This is a genomic window from Komagataeibacter sp. SM21 (assembly GCF_041402665.1).
In the GTDB taxonomy this organism is placed as follows: domain Bacteria; phylum Pseudomonadota; class Alphaproteobacteria; order Acetobacterales; family Acetobacteraceae; genus Komagataeibacter; species Komagataeibacter saccharivorans.
Map to the genome: position 1 here is coordinate 1 of NZ_JBGLOV010000031.1, position 15442 is coordinate 15442.

Annotated in this window: 15 protein-coding genes and 2 pseudogenes; 12 read left to right on the top strand and 5 right to left on the bottom strand. The window is 57.2% G+C overall.

The window, feature by feature from the left end:
• The first annotated feature begins 428 nt into the window (after nt 1-428).
• Together ACBR42_RS15885 and ACBR42_RS15890 are read left to right on the top strand one after the other, a co-directional pair.
• A complete protein-coding gene (locus tag ACBR42_RS15885) occupies nt 429-1382 on the top strand; it encodes an alpha/beta hydrolase (RefSeq protein ID WP_371208658.1) in 954 nt (317 codons plus the stop codon).
• Between the two features lie 274 nt (nt 1383-1656).
• The gene (locus tag ACBR42_RS15890) at nt 1657-2382 is read left to right on the top strand and encodes a hypothetical protein (protein WP_371208671.1); all 726 of its coding nucleotides are present in this window, start codon (nt 1657-1659) and stop codon (nt 2380-2382) included.
• An 82-nt stretch (nt 2383-2464) separates the two neighbouring features.
• Here the strand turns inward: ACBR42_RS15890 and ACBR42_RS15895 are convergent, their stop codons facing one another.
• The 3 genes from ACBR42_RS15895 to ACBR42_RS15905 all read right to left on the bottom strand — a co-directional run bounded on the left by ACBR42_RS15895 (nt 2465) and on the right by ACBR42_RS15905 (nt 5369).
• The gene (locus ACBR42_RS15895) at nt 2465-2770 is read right to left on the bottom strand and encodes a CcdB family protein (RefSeq protein WP_371208659.1); all 306 of its coding nucleotides are present in this window, start codon (nt 2768-2770) and stop codon (nt 2465-2467) included.
• On the bottom strand, nt 2771-3016 hold the full coding sequence (locus ACBR42_RS15900; protein WP_371208660.1) for a type II toxin-antitoxin system CcdA family antitoxin: 246 nt from the start codon (nt 3014-3016) through the stop codon (nt 2771-2773).
• 166 nt (nt 3017-3182) lie between these two features.
• Nucleotides 3183-5369: an ATP-dependent RecD-like DNA helicase gene (locus ACBR42_RS15905; protein WP_371208661.1), complete on the bottom strand. Its 2187-nt coding sequence runs from the start codon at nt 5367-5369 to the stop codon at nt 3183-3185.
• Nucleotides 5370-5610: 241 nt separating this feature from the next.
• On the opposite strand from ACBR42_RS15905, the gene ACBR42_RS15910 reads away from it, so the two are divergent.
• From ACBR42_RS15910 to ACBR42_RS15935, 6 genes and pseudogenes are all read left to right on the top strand, one after another.
• Nucleotides 5611-5799 carry a hypothetical protein gene (locus ACBR42_RS15910; RefSeq protein ID WP_371208662.1) on the top strand — a complete coding sequence of 63 codons (189 nt, stop codon included), beginning with the start codon at nt 5611-5613 and terminating at the stop codon, nt 5797-5799.
• Between the two features lie 13 nt (nt 5800-5812).
• Nucleotides 5813-6264: pseudogene (locus ACBR42_RS15915) on the top strand (recombinase family protein); the annotation flags it as partial.
• A 117-nt stretch (nt 6265-6381) separates the two neighbouring features.
• Nucleotides 6382-7948: pseudogene (istA, locus tag ACBR42_RS15920) on the top strand (IS21 family transposase).
• A complete protein-coding gene (istB, locus tag ACBR42_RS15925) occupies nt 7878-8609 on the top strand; it encodes an IS21-like element helper ATPase IstB (protein ID WP_275405120.1) in 732 nt (243 codons plus the stop codon). Before istA ends, istB begins: the two are co-directional and overlap by 71 nt.
• 134 nt (nt 8610-8743) lie before the next feature.
• Complete coding sequence (locus ACBR42_RS15930) at nt 8744-9028, top strand: tyrosine-type recombinase/integrase (protein WP_371208663.1); 285 nt, start codon at nt 8744-8746, stop codon at nt 9026-9028.
• Between the two features lie 25 nt (nt 9029-9053).
• Entirely contained in the window at nt 9054-10244 is a 1191-nt protein-coding gene (locus ACBR42_RS15935; RefSeq protein WP_371208664.1) for an IS91 family transposase, read from the top strand.
• 364 nt (nt 10245-10608) lie between these two features.
• Here the strand turns inward: ACBR42_RS15935 and ACBR42_RS15940 are convergent, their stop codons facing one another.
• Nucleotides 10609-11553 (bottom strand): hypothetical protein, encoded by a 945-nt coding sequence (locus ACBR42_RS15940; protein WP_371208665.1) that lies wholly within the window; start codon nt 11551-11553, stop codon nt 10609-10611.
• Between the two features lie 334 nt (nt 11554-11887).
• Here ACBR42_RS15940 and ACBR42_RS15945 point away from each other — a divergent pair, with 334 nt between their 5' ends.
• Complete coding sequence (locus ACBR42_RS15945; protein WP_371208666.1) at nt 11888-12637, top strand: cyclodeaminase/cyclohydrolase family protein; 750 nt, start codon at nt 11888-11890, stop codon at nt 12635-12637.
• 138 nt (nt 12638-12775) lie between these two features.
• Here ACBR42_RS15945 and ACBR42_RS15950 read toward each other — a convergent pair whose 3' ends face one another.
• The gene (locus ACBR42_RS15950; protein WP_371208667.1) at nt 12776-13810 is read right to left on the bottom strand and encodes a site-specific integrase; all 1035 of its coding nucleotides are present in this window, start codon (nt 13808-13810) and stop codon (nt 12776-12778) included.
• A 236-nt stretch (nt 13811-14046) separates the two neighbouring features.
• Here ACBR42_RS15950 and ACBR42_RS15955 point away from each other — a divergent pair, with 236 nt between their 5' ends.
• The 3 genes from ACBR42_RS15955 (at nt 14047) to ACBR42_RS15965 (ending at nt 15384) form a co-directional block, all read left to right on the top strand.
• A complete protein-coding gene (locus ACBR42_RS15955) occupies nt 14047-14289 on the top strand; it encodes an AbrB/MazE/SpoVT family DNA-binding domain-containing protein (protein ID WP_371208668.1) in 243 nt (80 codons plus the stop codon).
• Nucleotides 14290-14619: an endoribonuclease MazF gene (mazF, locus tag ACBR42_RS15960; RefSeq protein WP_371208669.1), complete on the top strand. Its 330-nt coding sequence runs from the start codon at nt 14290-14292 to the stop codon at nt 14617-14619.
• A 306-nt stretch (nt 14620-14925) separates the two neighbouring features.
• The gene (locus tag ACBR42_RS15965) at nt 14926-15384 is read left to right on the top strand and encodes a Fic/DOC family N-terminal domain-containing protein (RefSeq protein WP_371208670.1); all 459 of its coding nucleotides are present in this window, start codon (nt 14926-14928) and stop codon (nt 15382-15384) included.
• The last annotated feature ends 58 nt before the right edge of the window (nt 15385-15442 follow it).

Here is a 15442-nt window from a genome sequence, read left to right on the forward strand (position 1 = left end):
ACCGCGTAGCGAACTAAGCAGGCAAATTGAGACTTGGGCGGGTGAGTTTAATGACACCTTAAATCGCGACGACCCAGCTCAATCTGGGGCTTCTTGTCCGGAAGATGAGAAGGATCATTTCGCGCTAGACCGTGCATTATCATTAATAGTTACCAATGAATTAGGGTAATCTTCGTTAGTTCGATATTGGCAACCGAAGACATAACGTCCGCAATGAGGGCGAAAGCGGACCTAATGCTGAACGAATGTTGGTATCTTCATTCGTGAAGCACGAAAGAGCAGTTGCCTGGGAAGGTCTCAACGGTAATCGAAACACGTGCAACTGGGGTATTCTGCCAACAACACTTTCCGTTCAATCAGTTGGATGTGATGGGGATCCAGCCCCAATGCCGTCTACATGTGAGGAAAGATAACGCGGAGAAAGTTTCATGCCCCACAACCCCGTCGCCCCGGAATTTCGCGCAGCGCTGAAAGCTCTTCCGTCCTTTGATGGTCTTTCGGATGAAACCCTGGCCGCAACACGCAAGGCATTCATTGCGGCAATCCGCAGCGTCAGAGTTGCCGAATATCCGGATGTTGTGGTCGAGAATTACTCCGTGCCCGGTCCAGAAGGCGCTCCCGATGTTCCTGTCGTGATCTACCAACCTCGCACCAGTCATCCAAATGCGCCCGCGATGGTCTACATCCATAGCGGCGGCATCGTCAGTGGCACGCCGGAAGTCGATGATGCACGTTGCCGGCGAATGGCCAGCGAACTGGGGCTGGTCATTTTCTCCATAGATTATCGTCTGGCGCCGGAAGCCCCCTACCCTGCCGCGATCGAGGACTGCTACGCGGTTCTGAAATGGGCACATGAACATGCGGTCGATCTGGGAATTGATCGGAACCGGCTGATAATCGGCGGAGATAGCGCGGGCGGCGGGTTGACAGCCTGCCTAGCCCTGATGGCGCGGGATAGGGCGGAAATCAGGGTCGTGTTCCAGTTGCTGATTTATCCCATGCTGGATGATCGCACAGGAACAACACTCATGCCGTCACCTGCGCTGGGCGAATACATCTGGACGCGTTCCGCGAATCACTACGCATGGAATGCCTATCTTGGTAAAACACCGGGAAGTCCGGGTATCAGCGAATATGGCGCAGCTTTCCGGGCGGCGGACTTGACGGGATTACCTCCTGCCTATATCGGCGTCGGGTCACTCGACCTGTTTCTGGACGAGGATCTGGAGTATGCCCGGCGCCTGATGGCCGCAGGTGTCTCGACGGAAGTCTGTGTTATTCCCGGTGCCTATCACGTCTTTGACGTCTTCATTCCTGACGCGCCGCTAAGCGAACAGTTCAGACAATCCTATTTCACCGCTCTGAAACGCGCCATTTCCTGAAAATGCTCGGCATGCTCTTATGGTGTCGAAATGCGACAGGAAACACACGTCCCGTTGAAACGGCCACCCAAGCCGTCCGGATCACGTGACATGTAATGTGTATCGCAGCGTGGGCTTTATTCCGGTGTGTCGTCTGCCAAACAGGGATGAGCCGGGGGGCCGTTCAAGCATTTTTCGACGCAAACAGGGCGGCAGCCGACATGACGACTGACTTGGACTCCATATCATGAATCTGAACTGGCAACCCGCATCTGCCTGGTTCATTATTCACCCCATGCAGCCATTCCATTCACCCGACGACGGCGCCCTCCCCCTGTCGCATGCCCTCATCCTGAAGGCCGCGCTGCGGACGATCGGCTATATTGAGGAAAACGGCCCGATCGGCCTCACGCCCGGCAAGGCGCTGAAACGCTATTTTGTCGCATGGGCCGCCGAGGCTTTTGACTGGCCCGGCTATACGGTCGAATATCTCTATGTTTTCAACAAAGTCCTGAATGAACATGATTTTCCGCCACTGATGATCCTGCATGAGGTTCTGCTCAGCGCGAAGCTCGCCCGGCATTTCAAGGGAACCCTGCGGCTGACCGACCTGGCGAGAAAGCTCCAATCGGAGCCTGCCCGGCTCTGGATGCTGTTGACGACCCACCTCCTGTTTGTCGTCGACCACAGTCCTTACACCCGAAGCGATGAGCCGCTGTTCGGCAACTGGGATATCTTTCTCAACGTCATCAATATCGAGGCCCAGGTCGCCGTCACCGAAGAGCGGCTATGTTCGGTTCTCTACGGGGGCGAGGAAGCGGAAATCCGTCACCGTGATTTCAGACTGACCGCCAGTCTTTACGTCCATATCCTGCGTCCGCTGTGCTGGGCAGGCCTGCTCAACGAGCACCGAACAGGCACCGGCTCCAGCAGACAGATTTTCTATACCAAGACGCCCTTATGGACCGCGGCGCTCAGGCTTGAGACAGATCGGCACCTGCGCCCGATAACCCGTCACTGACGGCCGTCGACAGCCATTGTGGCGCGAGGTTGTCCAATAAGCAGGCGGCTTCCGGTCTGCGAAAACCGACGAAGGCTTTTTCTCAGAAACCAGTCAAAAGCAGATCAATAGCCTGGGTGATTTCATCCTGAGAGAGAGACAATGAAGTCACGACTTTCTTCAGATCACGTTCAGGCACAGCAGCCATAAACTGTGTCATCATAACGAACGACTGGTCATCGATTACGAAAACCGGATTCAATCTCTTTGCCGGCTTGGGTGCCACTTTCCATGATAAGAGTGGTACCACGATGCGGGTGCCCAACTCGTCAAGTATATCTGCCTGCACATCTAAAACAAAACGCGCTTCACCTCGTCCGGCCAAACGATACACATCAAAACGGGCCATTCAGAAGTTCCGATAATCCGCGAGAGGAAGACCATTCTCTTCGACATACTGTCGGGATGCTTCAAGGGAGGAGCGATTTTCTGCGAGCCATTGTTGAGCACGGATTGAAGCGATCGCTGACTTCAATCCCTGTTCGCAGGCGTGCGATATGTTGAGGTCAAGCGATTTGGCTTCTTCGAGTAACTGAGCCGGTAACGTCACATTAGTCGGACGACGTGATGGGCTGGTAGAATGCAGGCGAGCCATAGCTTTACTCCAAGTCCTGGAAACCGGAACTTAGCACGTATGTATGCGCATTTCCATGTGCATATTATCATCTCGAGATATGGCTGGTTTCCGAACGCTCACGCGATTCTTCTTAGGTCTGACATGACAGCGGAAGCCGACATGGAGACCCCGTTCCTTCGCTCCGTCATGCGATGCTACCCGCCAGCCACTCCCTGAGCTTCGACCACCGCCGCCTCCCGCCCTGGTTGCGCACGGCGATGGCGAGCGCCTTCTTCTGCCCCACCAGCACGACGAGCTTCCGCCCCCGTGTCACGCCGGTATAAAGCAGGTTCTGCGCCAGCATGGCGTAATGCTGCGTCACCAGCGGGATGACCACCGCCGGATATTCCGATCCCTGGCTCTTGTGGATCGTGGTGGCGTAGGCCAGCACCAGTTCGTCCAGCTCGCCGAATCCATAAACGACTTCCCGTCCATCGAATAAGACCGTCAGTTCGCCCTCTTCCACATCGATCATGTCGATAACGCCGAGATCCCCGTTGAAGACGTCCCGGTCATAATCGTTGGCGATCTGCATCACCTTATCGCCGGGACCATAGGTCCAGCCGAACCGCTCGACCTTCACCTCGCCCGGCGGATTCAGCGCCTGCTGCAATTCGATATTCAGCGATCGCGCTCCAAGGCCGCCCCGGTTCATCGGGCACAGCACCTGCACGTCGCGAACAGGATCCAGCCCGAACCGCGCCGGGATGCGGTCCTTTACCACGGCCAGCAACTTGCGCAGCCCAACCTCGGGCTCGGCCGCCTCCACGAAATAGAAATCCGATCCCTCTTCCGCGCTCAGATCCGGCATCTTCCCTTCGTTGATCCGGTGCGCATTGGTGATGATCCGGCTCTGCGCCGCCTGGCGGAACACCTCGGTCAGCCGCACCACAGGGACAGCACCGGAGCCAATGATGTCGGCCAGCACCTGCCCCGGCCCGACGGACGGCAACTGGTCCACGTCGCCGACGATCAGCAGGGCCGCGCTGTCAGGTAACGCGCGCAGCAGGGAGCGCATCAGCAGCACGTCCACCATGCTGGCTTCGTCCACGACCAGCAGGTCGCAGGTCAGCGGGTTGGTCTCATCCCGTTTGAAACTGCCATTGGCCGGATCGGTCTCCAGCAGGCGGTGGATGGTCTTGCCCTCCAGCCCCGTGCTTTCCGATAGACGCTTCGCTGCCCTTCCCGTTGGCGCGCAGAGCTGCACGTCGGTGCCCTTAGCCGTCACGATCTTGAGAATGGCATTGACCAGCGTGGTCTTGCCCACACCGGGACCGCCCGTGATCACCAGCACCTTGCTGCGCAGGGCAAGGCGCACCGCCTCCTGCTGGCTGGGTGCCAGCGCAAGTCCGGTCTTGCCTTCCACCCAGGTCATGGCCTTTTCAGCGTCGATGTCAGGCCAGGACGGACGACCAATGGCGCAGGCGCGCAACCGCTCGGCGATGCTCTGCTCGGCGCGATACAGGCCGGCAAGGAAGATACAGCCCGTCTCGCCCACGCTGTCGGCGACCACGTCACCGGCTTCCAATTCCAAAGCAAGGGCCGTCTCGATCAGGGGTGCCGCGATCTCCAGCAGTTCGGCGGTGCTGGTCAGCAGTTCCCCGACCGGCAGGCCGCAATGCCCTTCATCCATGGCCTCGCCAAGCGCGTAGGAGATCCCTGCCCGCACCCGGATCATCGCGTCGAGTGCGATCCCCATCTTACGGGCAATCTGGTCAGCGGTTTTGAATCCGATCCCCCGGATATCTTTTGCCAAGCGATACGGATTTTCGCTGATCAGTTGGACCGCGTCCTGGCCGTAGGTCTTGAAGATCCGCACGGCCCGCGAGGTGCCGACCCCGTTGCTGTGCAGGAACAGCATGATCTCGCGGATCACCTTCTGGTCCGCCCAGCCACCGACGATCCGTTCGGCACGCTTGGGGCCGATGCCCTTCACTTCCCGCAGGCGATGCGGTTCCTGCTTGATCAGGTCGAACACCGCCTCGCCGAACGCTTTCACCAGCTTCTTCGCATAGACCGGCCCAATGCCCCGGATCATGCCCGAGCCAAGATAGCGTTCGATCCCTTCGACTGTGGTGGGAGGACTGGCCCTGAGGAACTCCGCCTTGAACTGAAGGCCATGGGTATGGTCGTTGAACCAGCGCCCCGACATCTGCACAAACTCGCCCGCCGAGATCATGGCGGCATGGCCGACGACGGTGACCAGGTCGCGCTGGCCCCGCACCTTCACCCGCAGGACGCAGAAACCGTTCTCGGCATTGTGGAACGTTACCCGCTCGACCAGTCCCGCCAGCGCTTCCGTGGGGGAAGAGTCGGTGGCGCGTCCGCTCATCCGACCTGCCGGAAGAACGGCACTCCCATATCATTCATGACTCGCCCTCCCCTCCCGTGACGCCGCCGTAAGCCAGTATTTGTACGACGCGCGTCTATCCGGGACTACCCATAACTACGATTCCACGCGCTGGAGCACGCACAAGCGCGACTTTCCATATTGCGTATTTCCATTGAAATAACAGCCATCTGTCGGGATCGTGTGCCTGTTTTCCTTGCCATGCGGTCGGAAGAGAGCGACGATGACGGACAGACCCAGCCAGTCCATTGCCCCGGCGTATCGGCCGCCCGAACCCGAATTGCGGCTCGTCCTGCGCCCCAACACGCCCGACCCGCGGCTGGTGGCGCTGATCCGCCTCATGGCACGCCGTGCGGCACGGGACTGGTTCCGGTCTCAGCAACAGGAGCAGCGCCGCCGCTCCGGACCGTAAGGGATGCCCCGTCATGAAGGTCGCGCTCTACGCCCGCTACTCATCAGATAACCAGCGCGACGCCTCGATCGCTGACCAGCTTCGCATCTGCCGCACGCATGCGGAGAAGCAGGGCTGGACTATCGTCGAGGAGTATACCGATCACGCGATCTCGGGCGCCTCCCTGATGCGGCCCGGTATCCAGGCCCTGATCGCCGATGCGCAGCGCGGACGCTTCCAGATCGTGCTGGCCGAAGCGATGGACCGCCTGTCCCGTGTGACCAGGAGGACATCGCCGGCGTCTTCAAACGCATGAATTATGCGGGCGTGCAGATCGTCACCCTCTCCAAGGGAGAAGTCTCGCATCTGCATGTCGGCCTCAAGGGCACGATGAACGCGCTCTTCCTGAAAGACCTCGCCGCCAAGACCCATCGCGGCCTACGGGGGCGTGTGGAACTGGGCAAGTCCGGCGGCGGTAATGCCTACGTGTTAAGCGGCATGGAAAAGTGCTCCCTTCGGAAGGGGGACAGGCAGCCAAAAACGACCCCTTTCTGAGAAACGGGTTCACGATGGCCTTCATGCTGAATGGAGGCCCGGTTTGGGATGCTTGTTGTGGAAACAATTGGAAAGATCCGTCGCGCGCATTTTGTCGAAGGAAAGGCGATCAAGGCGATCTGCCGGGACCTTGGGATATCGCGGCAGACGGTACGCAAGGTGATCCGGTCGGGACAGACGTCTTTTGACTATCACCGAGAACGACAGCCTCTTCCCCGGATTGGTCCATGGGAGGGAAGATTGTGCGCTCTTCTTGAGGAGAACGTGGCGCGTCCGGCCCGCGAACGGCTGAGCCTCATCCGTCTGTTCGAACTGCTGCGTGAGGAAGGATATGAAGGAAGCTATGATGCCGTAAGGCGATATGGCCGACGGTGGGAAGACCGCCATGAGATGGGGCGGCGGGCCGCCTATGTTCCGCTGAGTTTTGCACCTGGAGAGGCTTACCAGTTTGACTGGAGCCATGAGGTTGTCGTTCTGGGTGGTGTGGCGGTAAAGGTGAAGGTCGCGCATATGCGTCTGTGCCACAGCCGGATGATGTTCATTCGTGCCTATCCGCGCGAGGCGCAGGAAATGGTGTTTGACGCGCATGACCGGGGCTTTGCGTTCTTCAGGGGTGCATGCCAGCGGGGCATTTACGATAATATGAAGACTGCGGTGGAAACGGTTTTTGTTGGCCGGGCGCGGGACTATAACCGGCGTTTTTTACAGATGTGCGCCCATTATCTGGTTGAACCACAGGCCTGCACGCCGGCGGCAGGATGGGAGAAAGGCCAGGTTGAAAGCCAGGTGAAATATGCGCGTGGACGCGTGTTCTCCCCGCGTCTGAAGTTCCGTGACTACGAGGAACTCAATGGATGGCTTGTGGATCGATGCATCCAGCTGGCCAGAACGCATGCCCATCCGGATGTCCCGGAGAAAACGGTGTGGGAGATGTTCCTGGCCGAGCGCGCGGCTCTGGTTCCTTATGCCGGTTCCTTTGACGGGTTCCATGCCCGCATGGCATCCGTCACGAAAACCTGCCTGGTCCGCTTTGACAACAACCGGTATTCCGTCTCCAGCAGTGCGGTTGGTCGCCCTGTGGAACTCAGGGCCTATGCCGGGCGCATCGAAATCCGGCAGGATGGCCGGACGGTTGGGGTCCATGCCCGCTCGTTCGAGCGGGACCGGACGGTTTATGATCCATGGCATTATATCGGGGTGCTGGAGCGCAAGCCGGGTGCCCTGCGCAATGGCGCTCCATTCCGGGACTGGATCCTGCCCGTCTCCATTGAACGGATCCGCAGGCGACTGGCTGACAGGCCAGGTGGCGACAGACAGGTCGTACGTCTTCTGGTTGCCGTGAACGAGCATGGCCTGACCTGCGTGGATCAGGCCTGCCGGGAGGCTCTGGAAGATGGCATGCATTCCGTTGATGTCATTCTCAACATCCTGTCACGCCGGGATGAAGCCACAAATCCCGTCCTGCCTGCCCTTCCCGAACCTCTGGTCCTGCATCATGCTCCTGTGGCTGACTGCAGCCGGTATGATATCCTGAGGACACGCCCATGATGGAACGTGGGCCGATCCTCCAGGCGATGGCGGAACTGAAACTCTACGGTATGAAAGCCGCCTATGATGAACTGGTGACCCATGCGGTCAAACGACAGTATCTGCCCCAGCAGGTCATAGGAGAACTGCTCCAGGCCGAAATACATGAAAAGCAGGCCCGGTCGGTACGCTACCAGATGACCATTGCCCGGATGCCGCGGGCACAGGATGTCGAGGACTTTCAGTTCGCGGATACGCCCGTCAACGAAACCCTTGTCCGTGACCTGGCTCGGGGCGAATTCCTCGACCTCAAGCGTAATGTCGTGCTTGTGGGGGGCACAGGTACCGGCAAAACCCACCTGGCCACGGCCATTGGCCGGAGCTGCATCCGCACAGGTCGGCGTGGCCGGTTCTTCAACGTGGTGGACCTGGTCAACCGGCTTGAGGCTGACAGTCGGGCGGCAAGGGCGGGTCGGCTGGCCGAACAACTCGGCCGACTGGACTTTGTCATCCTCGACGAACTGGGATACCTGCCCTTTGCCCAGTCTGGCGGACAGTTGCTGTTCCATATGATCAGCCGCCTTTATGAACAGACCTCGGTCATTGTCACCACGAACCTGTCCTTCGGTGAATGGGCCAGTGTATTCGCCGACGCCAAGATGACCACGGCACTGCTCGACCGTCTGACCCATCACTGCGACATCATCGAGACAGGGAACGAAAGCTGGCGGTTCAGGAACCGTAACTGAACCTCTCTCCATATCCATACCTGCCCCGGCCTGTCTCCTTACGCCTACGGCTTCAGGAGACAGGCCGGGCCTTCAACAGGGGGTTAATATTGCATGCCGATCAGGGGTTATTTTTGAGTGCCGATTGACATACCATGAAGCCCATCAGCACACGGCAGCTCCATCGCGTGGTTGTCGATGCGGCGCGGGCCGCTTCGATCACCAGACGTGTAGGGCCTCATACCCTGCGGCACAGCTTTGCCACGCACCTGCTTGAGGATGGTGTCGATGTCCGCGTGATCCAGGTCCTGCTGGGCCATTCCCGTCTGGAGACCACGGCCCTTTATACAAAAGTTGCGACACGGACCGTGCGGGCCGTCATCAGTCCGCTCGACAGGCTGGGCATGCTGACGACCACGCAGGCAAGGCCCGACGGCTGATCCCCGAGCTTCGGTGGGCACGGTCATGTCCGCCTCGCTCGAACTGGGAGATATCTTTCGAGCTGCCGGTCCTGCCTGGCGGATAGCCCATGCCGGCCGTCTTCCCCTGCAGCAGCTCAAGGTCATGTCGGCGGTCGAACACTGTCGCACCGCGGCCCTGGGTGGTCATGTCGCGGCCTGCGGGGACTGTGGACACTGGCGGATCGCCTATAACAGCTGTCGCAACCGTCATTGTCCGCGCTGTCAGGGGAACGCCGCGCGGACATGGCTGGCTGAGCGGGAGGCCGATCTGCTGCCGGTCGGGTATTTCCATGTCGTCTTCACCCTGCCAGCGCGGATTGCCGACATCGCGCTCCAGAACAAGGCCGTTCTCTACGCCCTGCTGTTCCAGGCCGCCTCGGAGACGATGATGACGATCGCCGCCGATCCCCGGCATCTGGGCGCCCGCATCGGCATCACCGCCGTGCTGCACAGTTGGGGTTCGGCGCTGACCCACCATCCCCATGTGCACATGATCGTGCCGGGTGGCGGTCTCTCGCCCGATGGCCGGCGCTGGATCTCATCGCGCCCGGCCTTCCTGCTGCCCGTCCGGGTGCTGGGCAAGCTGTTCCGCCGCCTGTTCCTGACCCGGCTGCTGGCACTTTTCGACGCCGATCGGCTGGTCTTCCGGGGGCAACTTGCCCCTTTGGCAGAGCGCCGTGCCTTCCTGCGGTATCTGGCCCCTGTGCGCAGCAGGCGCTGGGTCGTCTACGCCAAGCCCCCGTTTGCCGGTCCAAAAGCGGTGCTGGCCTATCTGTCACGCTATACCCACCGTGTCGCCATCTCGAACCGCCGCCTCCTGGCGTTCAACGAAAACGGCGTGACGTTCCGCTACAAGGACTACCGGCGGGACACGGCCCACCAGCAGCAGGTCATGACACTCGCCACGGATGAGTTCATCCGCCGCTTCATGCTGCATGTTCTGCCACGGGGATTTCATCGCATCCGCCATTATGGCCTGCTGTCCAGTTCCAGCCGCAAGGCCAGCCTCGCCCGGGTGCGGGAACTGCTGAATGTCATACCCACACCAGCGCCAGAAGTCCCGGAACCCGAACCGGTCACGCCACCACCCTGCCCATGCTGTGGTGGTCCGATGATCGTCATCCAGATCCTTCCCCGATGGTGCCAGCCCCGAGGGCCGCCACGGGCGACTGATCCGACCGGGGGATCACCATGACAGCCCGCAGAGACCACAGCATGACCGATCCCGATGCCGAAGTGGCTGCACTCCGGCAAACCGGGGCTCCTGTACGCATCACCGGAAAAATCGGGAAAATCGCTGCCTGCACCGCCAGTTCTGACATCGCGTCATGCAGATCCAGTCATAAAAACCCGTTCCAGTTCCACAAACGCACCTGTATGCTCCGGCTCAGGCTCTCCTCCGGGGTAGCGCCAGTTGCAAATTCCCCATAACTGAGTCCCGGTGTCGCGGGTTCGGTCTTCCCAGACTTTCGTACGCCTCGCGGCGCCCGAAACTCTTCAGGAGAGCAGAATGTCCGATGTTAGAGGAAAATACGGTCACTCTGTCTATATCTAAAAAGCTAACGCCTCAGTTTAAGGAAGGGTTTGATCGGTCTAATTTTTATTCCTTTTCTGATGTCGCATTGATTGTATAATAGGTCAAATATTGCTTTAGTAAACCGAGCCGATAGAGTTATAACTAACAGGATCTTGAATACAATACTTTCGAGCAATCCAGAATACTTAAAGCTTCTTGTTTTTTCTAATAAATCCACCAAATTTTGTTTTCTTTGTTTCGTCAGTTCGTAACTGGGATTGTGGCAGAAATTAGAAATACGTTGATCGCCCAGATAGGGATTTCCCTTCAATAAACGCATCTCATAACAAATATCTTGCGCATCAAATTTAACTGCAAATGGAGAAACTATGGAAAATAGATAAGATTCGTGAATTTTTGATCGTTTACAAATATCAGCACTCAGTTCATTATTGAAGCAATGAGATTCTATTAACTCCATTGTAGAAATGAATAGGTTGCGCTCATTTTTTAAAAGTTCTTCATCATGAAAAATAGATGCGTTCGAAAAGCTTTGGAAGCCTGATGAGGTAATATATGCAAGACTCCATATTGCTGCGGCAAAGCCAACTAGAACGTAAGCGAAATCAAGCTTGGATACAGACATTTTGTAAGCTTTCTCTTGCTTTCCTTTCCCCGCAAAGGCGATATTTCTACAAACAAATGCGGAAAAGAATAATGTGCCAGAGATCGAAAATAATAAAAATTCTAAGATATCGTATTTGAAATCGTTAAGATGATCTTGTTCTCCTATAATTCTCAATGTCAAATAGGATATTATTGAGAATGAAATAGATTGGAAGATCCAAAATTTTGCCAGAAATAGGTACCTATTTGAGGAATAATAATTAAAAAAATATTTTTTATTGAGCACTTCTTTTGTAAAAGAAAATGACGGTAAAACAAAAAACAAAATGATTATTAAAATAAAAAACACCCATATCAGCATCTCATTACGCCTTTCAGATAAATAACTGCAAAAATGAGTTTGTTTTTGTATTATAGCAAGTTTTGTGTCGGCTCTCCACTTTAACCGACAGAGGATATCGTAACCGGTGTAAGGGCGACTACAGCTTGTCTGCTTTAGTTTCCTTGACCAAATAGGCGGACTAGGGGGTAAACGTATTGACTGACGTGGGCCGATGAAAGTGGCAAACCGACCATTCCTACTATCGGCATTTATGATGCTGGCGCGACGGTCACACCAATCGCGTGCACCAATTGATTTTTATTGATAATCATATATGGTAGACTACCAAAAAACAGAATGAATGCAAAAAGTTATGAAAAAAAATACATTTAACGAAGTCCCAAAACAATACGAAAATCTTCTTCATTTACCGACTGCAGAACTATTGAACCGTTTCGGCGAGGGTAACGCAACACCTGGATCTGGAAGTGCTGCGGCTCTTATGGCGCTCCTCGCATCGAGCATTATCTGTGCACTTGCGAAGCTGACCATCTCGAGTCTCACCAAGAAAGCGGTTGATGAGAAAAATTCAGAAAAAGCGGCCTCTATTGCGGAACGGCTCAAAACAGCCAAATCTATTGTGAAGGGGTTAGAAGAAGATATAGTGCCTCAACTTAAGGATCTTTTCGAAGATGACTCGCGCGAATTTCAGGAAGCTATAGACGCGCGCAAAAAACGAGACAACACAACAGACCATTTTACGAAGAAATCGTGTGATGCTTTAGCTCTCAACAAGCTTATAACGGCTAATGAAATATTACTCAAAATTGCCGATCTTTCGTTCGAGATCTGTGATCATGGTCTTTCAATCTGGTCGATTGGTCTCAATTATGCCAAGGGAGACGCGGGCGCTGGTATCAATGGATCGCTCGCCGCCATTACTACATGCTTGCAGGTCGCGTATGTCAATGTGCAAACATTGGGAAAGGAGCCGGATCAAAAAGAAGCACGGAAAGCAAAACAGGCATGTGCCAAAATTCAGAATAAGCTGATCGAGAAGCAACGTGAGTTTAATACTGCGTCTCAAAATTTTTATACTTCAATCTCTACTAAGGTTAAATAATTATAGGAAATTCTTTTTAATATTACGCGCGTGGAGGCGCAAGCGGCATTTTCATGATCAAAGATCATGGCCGCTTTTCAGAAGGCTGTATTGTCCTTTGGATGGCCGGTATGAGGCGAAACCGGCCATCTCCAGCCATCACAGCCCGACCTTCCCGGCCGGACTGTCAACCACGAGATCGAGTAGTTCGATATAGCCCCGCGTGCTGCGTGGATCGCGATGACGGACGTGACGGCGGATTTCCTCCTCGCGCACGCCGCCGAGATAGGCTTCGGTTATGAAACCGGAGCGCAGGCCATGCGGCGTCAGCCGAGCGAGGATGTCCGGCGCGAACCCGGCCCTCTCTCCGCGTTGGCGCAGGATCTGGCGCACGGCATCGGGATGTAGTCCCGTACTGCCGATCCGGCCCGAGGCCTCGACCTTGCGGAACAGGGGGCCGACCCCACGCCGGGCCACATCCAGCCACGCCTCCAGCGCCCGGACCGGGCAGGTTTCGGGCCGCTGCCCGCGGGCGAGGCCGATTACCACCCCCTCCCCTGTCTGGTCGGTCTTGCTGGACCGGATGCGCAGCTGCAGGCCATGGTCCATCGGCGTCACATCCTCCACCTGCAACCCGACCAGTTCCGACCGGCGCAGGCCGCCGGCGAACCCCACCAGCAGCAGCGCCCGGTCGCGCCGTCCCCGGGGTGACAGGTCACAGGTAGCCAGCAGATCCACCAGCAGGGTGCGGCGCACGGCCACGGGCTTGCGGACCGGCCGATGCTGCGTCCGCAGCACGCCCTGCAGCGGCCCCTGGATGGCCCGGTGGCCTGCATTCCAGGGCCAGTCGCCGAACCGGTGGGCCTTGCCGATGGCGGCCAGACGGCGGCGGATGGTATTCGGGGAAAATACCCCGGCGAGGCTGGCCAGATAGGCCCCGACGGTTTCGGGCGTGGCGGGCAGCGGCTGGAAACCGGTCTGCCGGCACCAGGCCTGGAAATGCGCCCAGTCGGCCCGATAGGCCCGCAGCGTGGCCGGTGCCGTGGCTCGGCTTGCGAACCGGATGGCCGTCTCCAGCGCCGCCGCCCCTGCCGGGGTCGGCGGCGGGCCACCGTTCTCCGTGTCCGCGACGGGGAGAAAACCGGAAGCCGCTATCCGGTCCAGAAACTGGTCTGCAGGGGTTCTGACGGTCATGGAACCAGGATGACAGCCCTGGGCAGGCGATTCAACCAGTATCAATGCCATCACGCGCGATAAGCGTAATTCAGGTGCCGCAAACACTCATAGCGTAAATATGGCGGCAAGGGGGGAAAGCGGGAGATCCAGCTTGTATTTCCTATTCATTAGGAGCAGACATCGGCTCTTTTTTTGCTTGAAGCGAAGCCCGTTGAGGGCGTATCTACAACGTAGATACACAAAGGAGGGAGTTCATGCACGGGACTGTTCGCAAATGGGGAAACAGTGCTGCCATCCGCTTGCCGGCAAATATCCTCGAAGCGGCTCATATGCAGGTCAATCAGGCTGTCGATGTCCGGGAAGAAGATGGACGTATCATCATTCAGCCGGTTCGGCCTGCTGCCCTCTCTCTGGAAACCCTGATTGCCGCAATCACAGATGATAACCGCCATGGCGAAGTGAGCTTTGGATCCGAAGTAGGTGGAGAGGTCTGGTAAATGTCAGCATGGGTGCCAGATTGCGGAGATATTGTCTGGCTGGAGTTCGATCCTCAGGCAGGGCGGGAACAGGCCGGACATCGTCCTGCTGTCGTACTGTCTCCCGCCGGCTACAATAAAAAATCGGGAATGATCATTTGCTGCCCGACAACGACAAAAATCAAAGGGTATCCTTTTGAAGTGCCTCTAACGGGAGAACCGACAAGTGTCGTTCTCTCGGATCAGGTGCGCAGCCTTGATTGGCGAGCCAGACGAGCGAAGCACAAAGGTCAGGTTTCTGAAAGCGAACTTGAATCGGTGCGCGAACGGGCGAGGCTACTTATCGGGTAAGGGGAGAAAACCGGAAGCCGCTATCCGGTCCAGAAACTGGTCTGCAGGGGTTCTGACGGTCATGAAGACAGGATGACAGCCCCGGGCAGGCGATTCAACCGGTATCAATTCCGTCACACGCGATAAGCGTATTTATCGCGTCTGGTAAGGTCAATGCAGGGAAGTCCGCCCCCGGAAAAACCGGCTTTCCTCCCGACCGGCAAGGGAAAAGCTTTAACATGGTCGCTCATGATATCCTGTGATAAAGGTTTCGTCCTGTTCCTTAATTACTTACGTGTGCGGTCGTCCCCACGGAAAGGTTAACCCATGCGACGCGAGGATCTGGCAGGTGGCATCCGGGAAACCCTGCAGCGGCTTCCCCCTCCCTATGCCCAGCATTACGGTGTCGTGCCGCCCCCGCCCCCGGATGGAAGCCTCGTGCTGGGGGCCGTTGGTGCCCGGCACGGAGCAGCGCAGACTGCTCTTGGCGAAATTACCGCCCTTGCCCGCACCCTGCCCGATCCGTACCTGATCAGCCGGGTACTCGGCCGGCGCGAGGCGGTCAGCAGTTCCGCCCTCGAAGGCACGCACAGTACGCTCAGTGAACTTCTCGTCGTGGATGAAGACGATCACGGCGCCACGCAGGCCGTCCGGCAGGTCCGTGATTATGCCCGGGCCCTGGAGCATTTCCTGCCCCGTGCCATGGAAAGCGGACGGGACCTGGAGGGATCGAAGAACCGTCAATTGATGTGCGTGGCCCGTGATTTCTGGCTTTTGGCGATTTGATTGACGGTTTTTGCGCTGGCATCCGGTCTGCGTTTTGAGCAGATTGGGCGCTGTTATC

Bases quoted from the DNA above. Each gene is read 5' to 3' on its own strand.
- ACBR42_RS15885 (WP_371208658.1), top strand. From the start codon at position 429: ATGCCCCACAACCCCGTCGCCCCGGAATTTCGCGCAGCGCTGAAAGCT.
- ACBR42_RS15890 (WP_371208671.1), top strand. From the start codon at position 1,657: ATGCAGCCATTCCATTCACCCGACGACGGCGCCCTCCCCCTGTCGCAT.
- ACBR42_RS15895 (WP_371208659.1), bottom strand. From the start codon at position 2,770: ATGGCCCGTTTTGATGTGTATCGTTTGGCCGGACGAGGTGAAGCGCGT.
- ACBR42_RS15900 (WP_371208660.1), bottom strand. From the start codon at position 3,016: ATGGCTCGCCTGCATTCTACCAGCCCATCACGTCGTCCGACTAATGTG.
- ACBR42_RS15905 (WP_371208661.1), bottom strand. From the start codon at position 5,369: ATGAGCGGACGCGCCACCGACTCTTCCCCCACGGAAGCGCTGGCGGGA.
- ACBR42_RS15910 (WP_371208662.1), top strand. From the start codon at position 5,611: ATGACGGACAGACCCAGCCAGTCCATTGCCCCGGCGTATCGGCCGCCC.
- istB (WP_275405120.1), top strand. From the start codon at position 7,878: ATGATGGAACGTGGGCCGATCCTCCAGGCGATGGCGGAACTGAAACTC.
- ACBR42_RS15930 (WP_371208663.1), top strand. From the start codon at position 8,744: ATGAAGCCCATCAGCACACGGCAGCTCCATCGCGTGGTTGTCGATGCG.
- ACBR42_RS15935 (WP_371208664.1), top strand. From the start codon at position 9,054: ATGTCCGCCTCGCTCGAACTGGGAGATATCTTTCGAGCTGCCGGTCCT.
- ACBR42_RS15940 (WP_371208665.1), bottom strand. From the start codon at position 11,553: ATGCTGATATGGGTGTTTTTTATTTTAATAATCATTTTGTTTTTTGTT.
- ACBR42_RS15945 (WP_371208666.1), top strand. From the start codon at position 11,888: ATGAAAAAAAATACATTTAACGAAGTCCCAAAACAATACGAAAATCTT.
- ACBR42_RS15950 (WP_371208667.1), bottom strand. From the start codon at position 13,810: ATGACCGTCAGAACCCCTGCAGACCAGTTTCTGGACCGGATAGCGGCT.
- ACBR42_RS15955 (WP_371208668.1), top strand. From the start codon at position 14,047: ATGCACGGGACTGTTCGCAAATGGGGAAACAGTGCTGCCATCCGCTTG.
- mazF (WP_371208669.1), top strand. From the start codon at position 14,290: ATGTCAGCATGGGTGCCAGATTGCGGAGATATTGTCTGGCTGGAGTTC.
- ACBR42_RS15965 (WP_371208670.1), top strand. From the start codon at position 14,926: ATGCGACGCGAGGATCTGGCAGGTGGCATCCGGGAAACCCTGCAGCGG.